5 protein-coding genes are annotated in these 6,915 nt (G+C 71.9%); 4 read left to right on the forward strand and 1 reads right to left on the reverse strand.

Features of this window, described 5'->3' with window-relative positions:
• Positions 1 to 114 precede the first annotated feature (114 nt).
• Complete coding sequence (gene ileS, locus AC07A6_RS41045; RefSeq protein WP_478780505.1) at positions 115 to 3,261, reverse strand: isoleucine--tRNA ligase; 3,147 nt, start codon at positions 3,259 to 3,261, stop codon at positions 115 to 117.
• Positions 3,262 to 3,817: 556 nt separating this feature from the next.
• Here ileS and AC07A6_RS41050 point away from each other — a divergent pair.
• The 4 genes from AC07A6_RS41050 to AC07A6_RS41065 all read left to right on the forward strand — a co-directional run bounded on the left by AC07A6_RS41050 (position 3,818) and on the right by AC07A6_RS41065 (position 6,801).
• A complete protein-coding gene (locus AC07A6_RS41050) occupies positions 3,818 to 4,690 on the forward strand; it encodes a TraR/DksA family transcriptional regulator (RefSeq protein WP_478780506.1) in 873 nt (290 codons plus the stop codon).
• An 86-nt stretch (positions 4,691 to 4,776) separates the two neighbouring features.
• Positions 4,777 to 5,343, forward strand: a complete 567-nt coding sequence (lspA, locus tag AC07A6_RS41055; protein WP_362474521.1) for a signal peptidase II — start codon at positions 4,777 to 4,779, stop codon at positions 5,341 to 5,343.
• Between the two features lie 52 nt (positions 5,344 to 5,395).
• Positions 5,396 to 6,337, forward strand: coding sequence for an RluA family pseudouridine synthase (locus tag AC07A6_RS41060; RefSeq protein ID WP_007263598.1), 942 nt, complete (start codon positions 5,396 to 5,398; stop codon positions 6,335 to 6,337).
• Complete coding sequence (locus AC07A6_RS41065; RefSeq protein WP_478780507.1) at positions 6,334 to 6,801, forward strand: GNAT family N-acetyltransferase; 468 nt, start codon at positions 6,334 to 6,336, stop codon at positions 6,799 to 6,801. Before AC07A6_RS41060 ends, AC07A6_RS41065 begins: the two co-directional genes overlap by 4 nt.
• Positions 6,802 to 6,915: the final 114 nt, after the last annotated feature.

The raw sequence follows: 6,915 nt of genomic DNA on the forward strand, positions 1-6,915 counted from the left end.
GGGAGTGCCCCCCCCGGTGGCCCCCCCCCCCCCCCCCCTCTCCCCCCCCCCCCCCCCACCCCCCCCCCCCCCCCCCCCCCCCCCCCCCCCCCCCCCCCCCCACGACGCAGTCGGCTACGCCTTGCGGAGGCGGAACGTCAGGGACAGGGAGTCGTCCGTGAACGGGTCACCGTAGGCGGCGTCGGCCTCGCCCGCGGCGTAGTCCGTCGCCAGGACCTCGTCCGAGATCAGGGCCGCGTGGTCCGTCAGGGCCGTCACGACCTCCGGGTCCGACGAGGACCACCGCAGGGCGATGCGGTCCGCCACGTCCAGGCCGGAGTTCTTCCGGGCCTCCTGGATCAGCCGGATCGCGTCACGCGCCAGGCCCGCCAGCCGCAGCTCCGGGGTGATCTCCAGGTCCAGGGCGACCGTCGCGCCGGAGTCCGAGGCCACGGACCAGCCCTCGCGCGGGGTCTCCGTGATGATGACCTCCTCCGGGGAGAGGGAGATCTCCTCGCCGTTCAGCGTGATGGCCGCCGAGCCGGACCGCAGGGCCAGCGACAGCGCGGCGGCGTCCGCCGCGGCCACGGCCTTCGCGACGTCCTGGACGCCCTTGCCGAAGCGCTTGCCCAGCGCCCGGAAGTTCGCCTTGGCCGTGGTGTCCACCAGCGAGCCGCCGACCTCGGACAGGGAGGCCAGGGAGGAGACGTTCAGCTCCTCCGTGATCTGCGCCTGGAGCTCCGGGGACAGGGCGTCGAAGCCCACCGCCCCGACCAGCGCGCGCGACAGCGGCTGACGGGTCTTGACGCCGGACTCGGCGCGGGTGGCGCGGCCCAGCTCCACCAGGCGGCGCACCAGCAGCATCTGCTGCGAGAGCACCGGGTCGATCGCCGAGGCGTCCGCCACCGGCCAGGTGGACAGGTGCACCGACTCCGGCGCGTCCGGGGTGACCGGGACGACCATGTCCTGCCAGACCCGCTCCGTGATGAAGGGGGTGAGCGGGGCCATGAGGCGGGTCACCGTCTCGACCACGTCGTGCAGCGTGCGCAGCGCGGCCGCGTCGCCCTGCCAGAACCGGCGGCGCGAGCGGCGCACGTACCAGTTGGACAGGTCGTCCACGAAGGCGGAGAGCAGCTTGCCCGCGCGCTGGGTGTCGTAGGCCTCCATCGCGTCCGTGACCTCGGTGACGAGGGTGTGGAGCTCGGAGAGCAGCCAGCGGTCGAGGACCGTGCGGTCGGCCGGCGCCGGGTCGGCGGCGGAGGGCGCCCAGTTCGACGTACGGGCGTACAGGGCCTGGAAGGCGACGGTGTTCCAGTACGTGAGGAGCGTCTTGCGGACGACCTCCTGGATCGTGCCGTGGCCGACGCGCCGTGCCGCCCACGGGGAGCCGCCGGCCGCCATGAACCAGCGGACCGCGTCGGCGCCGTGCTGGTCCATGAGCGGGATCGGCTGGAGGATGTTGCCCAGGTGCTTGGACATCTTGCGGCCGTCCTCGGCGAGGATGTGGCCCAGGCAGACCACGTTCTCGTAGGACGACTTGTCGAAGACGAGGGTGCCGACCGCCATCAGCGTGTAGAACCAGCCGCGCGTCTGGTCGATGGCCTCCGAGATGAACTGCGCCGGGTAGCGCTTCTCGAAGATCTCCTTGTTCTTGTACGGGTAGCCCCACTGCGCGAACGGCATCGAGCCCGAGTCGTACCAGGCGTCGATGACCTCCGGGACGCGGACGGCGGTCAGGGAGCAGCCCTCCGCCGTGCAGGGGAAGGTCACGTCGTCGATGTACGGGCGGTGCGGGTCCAGGGAGGAGTGGTCCTGGCCGGACAGCTCGCTCAGCTCGGCGCGGGAGCCGACGCAGGTGAGGTGGTTCTCCTCGCAGCGCCAGATCGGCAGCGGGGTGCCCCAGTAGCGGTTGCGGGAGAGCGCCCAGTCGATGTTGTTGTTGAGCCAGTCGCCGAAGCGGCCCTGCTTGACCGAGTCCGGGAACCAGTTCGTCTTCTCGTTCTCCCGCAGCATCGCGTCCTTGACGGCGGTGGTGCGGATGTACCAGGACGGCTGCGCGTAGTAGAGCAGGGCCGTGTGGCAGCGCCAGCAGTGCGGGTAGCTGTGCTCGTAGGCGATGTGCTTGAAGAGCAGGCCGCGCGCGTCGAGGTCGGCGGTGAGGCGCTCGTCGGCCTTCTTGAAGAAGACGCCGCCGACGAGCGGGACCTCCTCCTCGAAGGTGCCGTCGGCGCGGACCGGGTTCACGACCGGCATGCCGTACGCGCGGCAGACCGCGAGGTCGTCGGCGCCGAAGGCCGGGGCCTGGTGGACCAGACCGGTGCCGTCCTCGGTGGTGACGTACTCGGCGTTGACCACGTAGTGGGCCGGGGAGTCGAAGGGCACCAGCTCGAAGGGGCGCTGGTAGGCCCAGCGCTCCATCTCCTTGCCGGTGAAGCTCTGGCCGGTGGCCTCCCAGCCCTCGCCGAGGGCCTTCTCCAGCAGCGGCTGGGCGACGACCAGCTTCTCGTTGCCGTCGGTGGCGACGACGTACGTGACCTCGGGGTGGGCCGCGACGGCGGTGTTGGAGACCAGGGTCCAGGGGGTGGTGGTCCACACGACCAGCGCCGCTTCGCCGGCCAGCGGGCCGGAGGTCAGGGGGAAGCGGACGTAGACGGAGGGGTCGACGACCGTCTCGTAGCCCTGGGCGAGCTCGTGGTCGGACAGGCCGGTGCCGCAGCGCGGGCACCAGGGGGCCACGCGGTGGTCCTGGGTCAGCAGGCCCTTGTTGAAGATCTCCTTCAGCGACCACCAGACGGACTCGACGTACTCGGGGTCCATGGTCCGGTAGGCGTCGTCCAGGTCGACCCAGTAGCCCATGCGGGTCGTGAGCTCGGTGAACGCGTCGGTGTGGCGGGTCACGGACTCGCGGCACTTGGCGTTGAACTCGGCGATGCCGTACGCCTCGATGTCCTGCTTGCCGTTGAAGCCCAGTTCCTTCTCGACGGCCAGCTCGACGGGCAGGCCGTGGCAGTCCCAGCCGGCCTTGCGGGCCACGTGGTAGCCGCGCATGGTGCGGAAGCGGGGGAAGACGTCCTTGAAGACGCGGGCCTCGATGTGGTGCGCGCCGGGCATGCCGTTCGCGGTGGGCGGGCCCTCGTAGAACACCCACTCGGGGCGGCCCTCGGACTGCTCCAGCGTCTTGGCGAAGGTCTTGCTCTCACGCCAGAAGTCGAGGACGGCGTGTTCGAGGGCGGGCAGGTCGACCTGGGCGGGTACCGGGCGGTACTGGGGCGGTGTGGTCATGAGGCTGAACTCTTCCTCCGGCGGGGTGTCACTTCCGTCCGGAGGGACGAGAGCGTCTGCTGCTCCCGCGGTACCACCCTCCTTGGCCTCCGGACGGGTCCGGCGGCCCCCTCATTGGGGTGCGAAGCCGGTTCTACTCGCCGTACGGGGATCCGTGCGGGCTTTCTTCCGGCGGCTCCGGGGTGATCCTTCGCATCGCGCTCGCCCCCGGGCTCTCACCGTCCCCGGGTCGCTCCTGGCTGCGTCCGACGCTACTCGTCCCCATCCATGCCTTTCGCTGCGCCCAGTGTACGGGCCGGGGCGCGGCTCGGCAGACCGGTTTTGCGGGGCCCGGCGGCGCGTCGCCGGGCGGTGCGCGGTGTGACCCGGATGGGCTGACGGGAGGCTCGGGGATCCACTGGGGCGGGTGGGGCGGATTACGGGGCTCCCCGCTGGGCACAACGGATGCAGGTTGACCTCGACGGACGCGTGCCCCGTTGCCGTGGGGTCGGAGGCGATTTATCGTTCCGGCACGATCTGCGAAGAAGATCACAGTATGTGAAAAGGGGCCGCGGGCATGGTGGCGAAGAAGACGGGGACACGGGAGGTGGCCGAGCCCGCGGTCGAGAAGGCGGCGTCCGGAAGGACCCCGGCGAAGAAGACGGTCGCCAAGAACGCCGTCGCCAAGAAGGCCGTCGCCAAGAAGTCCCCGGCCGGATCGGCTGCCGCCGCGAAGGCTCCGGGCGAGGAGGCCGTTGCCGAGGCGGCTGCCGCCGGGAAGGCGGTGGCGAAGAAGGCTCCGGCGAAGAAGGCCGCTGCCGAGACGGCGACGGCCGGGAAGACGGCGGCGGCCGGCAAGGCTGCGGCCGGGCCGGCGGCCGGGCGTACCACGAGCAAGGCCGCGGCCAAGACGGCCGCGTCCGAGGGGGCGGCCCCGGCCGCGCGGAAGACGGGAGCTCGGAAAGTGGTTGCCAAGAAGACTGCGGGTACGGCCAGGAAGACGGCCGGGACCGCCACCAGCGGGCTCCCCAAGGTGAAGGCCGCGCCGGCCCCCGGCGAGCTGGCCGTGCGCGAGGGGGAGGACCCCTGGACCCCCGCGGAGGTCGCCGAGGCGCGGGCCGAGCTGGAGAGCGAGGTGCTGCGGCTGCGGGCCGAGCTGGACGCCTCCGAGGTGGCCATCTCCGGCCTGATGCGGGACTCCGGCGACGGCGCGGGCGACGACCAGGCCGACACCGGGACCAAGAACATCACCCGGGAGTCCGAGCTGGCCCTCGCCGCGAACGCCACCTCGATGCTGGAGCAGACCGAGCGGGCCCTGGAGCGGCTGGAGGCGGGCACGTACGGCCTCTGCGAGAACTGCGGCAGGCCCATCGGGAAGGCGCGCATGCAGGCCTTCCCGAGGGCGACGCTGTGCGTGGACTGCAAGCAGAAGCAGGAGCGAAGGCACTAGCCAGGACCTACGCCCACTGACGTACTCTCGTGTCTCGTCGGGATGAAGGTTCCCGTACCTGGTTCGAGCTAGTTCGAGGGACTCACGTGGCAGAGGCGGAGCGCATCATCGGTATGCCGGAGGTCGGGGACGACGCCGAGCCGCAGTCGGAGCCCGCCGCGCCCCGGGGGCGCAGGCGGATCGCGGCGCTGCTGGTCGTGGCGGTGCTCGCGTACCTGCTCGACCTCGGCAGCAAGATGGTCGTCGTGGCCAAGCTGGAGCACCAGCCGCCGATCGAGATCATCGGCGAGTGGCTGAAGTTCTCCGCCATCCGCAACCCGGGCGCGGCCTTCGGCTTCGGCGAGGCCTTCACGATCATCTTCACCGGGATCGCGGCGACCGTGATCGTGGTGATCGTCCGGCTGGCCCGCAAGCTCTACAGCCTGCCGTGGGCGATCGCCCTGGGCCTGCTGCTGGGCGGTGCGCTGGGCAACCTCACCGACCGGATCTTCCGTTCGCCGGGCGTCTTCCGGGGTGCGGTCGTCGACTTCATCGCGCCGGCCCACTTCGCCGTGTTCAACCTCGCGGACTCGGCGATCGTGTGCGGCGGGATCCTGATCGTCCTGCTGTCCTTCAAGGGCCTGGACCCGGACGGGACCGTCCACAAGGACTGATCGCCGGGCCCGGGCGGGCATGCTCCTCTGCCGAGTCCTGCATACTCGACAGGTGAGTACGATTCCCGAGATCCGCACCCTGCCCGTTCCCGATGGCCTCGAAGGCGAGCGCGTCGACGCCGCCATCGCCCGTATGTTCGGTTTCTCCCGGACGAAGGCGGCCGAGCTGGCGGCGGAGGGGAAGGTCTCGGTCGACGGCAGCGTCGTCGGCAAGTCCGAGCGCGTCCACGGCGGCGCCTGGCTGGAAGTCGAGATGCCCGCCCCGCCGCGGCCCGTCGAGCTCGTCGCCGAGCCCGTGCCCGGCATGGAGATCATCCACGACGACGACGACGTCGTGGTCATCATGAAGCCGGTCGGCGTCGCCGCCCACCCCAGCCCCGGCTGGACCGGCACCACCGTCATCGGCGGCCTCGCCGCCGCCGGCTACCGGATCTCCACCTCCGGCGCCTCCGAGCGCCAGGGCATCGTGCACCGCCTCGACGTCGGCACCTCCGGCCTGATGGCCGTGGCCAAGTCCGAGCGCGCCTACACCTCGCTGAAGAACCAGTTCCGCGAGCGCGTCGTCGACAAGCGCTACCACGCGCTGGTGCAGGGCCACCCGGACCCGATGAGCGGCACGATCGACGCGCCGATCGGGCGCCACCCCAGCGCCGACTACAAGTGGGCCGTGACCCAGGACGGCAAGGCGTCGGTCACCCACTACGACCTCATCGAGGCCTTCCGCGCGGCGTCCCTGCTGGACATCAAGCTGGAGACGGGCCGCACGCACCAGATCCGCGTGCACATGTCCGCACACCGCCACCCCTGCGTCGGCGACCTGACCTACGGGGCCGACCCGACCGTCGCGAAGCGGCTCGGGCTGACCCGGCAGTGGCTGCACGCGGTGCGGCTCGGCTTCGAGCACCCGGCCGACGGGCAGTGGGTGGAGTTCGAGAGCGGCTACCCGGCCGACCTGCAGCACGCGCTGGACGTCATCCGGGCCGAGAGCCAGTGACTGCCGTCTCGGTGAGGGTGGCCTCCTCGGAGGCCGACCTGGCGGCCTGCTACGCCGTGCGGACCGAGGTGTTCGTGGTGGAGCAGGCCGTGCCGGAGTCGATCGAGTACGACGCGTACGACGCGGTCGCGGTGCACGTGCTGGCCGTCGGCCCGGACGGTGAGCCGCTGGGCACCGGCCGCTTGCTGCACGGGCCCGAGGCCCTGTCCAAGACCGGCTCCCCGGAGGCCGGCTCCCTGGGCCGGCTGGCCGTGCGCAAGTCCGCGCGCGGGCTGGGCGTCGGGGTGGCGCTGGTCCGCGCGATCGAGGCCGAGGCCGGGCGGCGGGGGCTGTCGGTGGTGTCGCTGGGGGCGCAGACGCATGCGCTGGGGTTCTACGAGCGGCTGGGGTACGAGGCGTACGGGGCGGAGTTCGAGGACGCGGGCATTCCGCACCGGTCGATGAGGCGCCGACTCCCTTCTTGACGCGCCGCGCCCCTTTTTGACGCGCCGCTCGCGCGGCTCGGCCGCTGGCGGCCTCCCCGGCTTCGCGCCGCTGCGCCGGACTCCGTCCGGCGGCCTGCGGGGCGGGGCCGGTTC

Source organism: Streptomyces sp. NPDC044002, from assembly GCF_056434525.1.

Excerpts from the sequence above, each read along its gene's own strand:
- ileS (WP_478780505.1), bottom strand. The coding sequence starts at position 3,261 with ATGACCACACCGCCCCAGTACCGCCCGGTACCCGCCCAGGTCGACCTG.
- AC07A6_RS41050 (WP_478780506.1), top strand. The coding sequence starts at position 3,818 with ATGGTGGCGAAGAAGACGGGGACACGGGAGGTGGCCGAGCCCGCGGTC.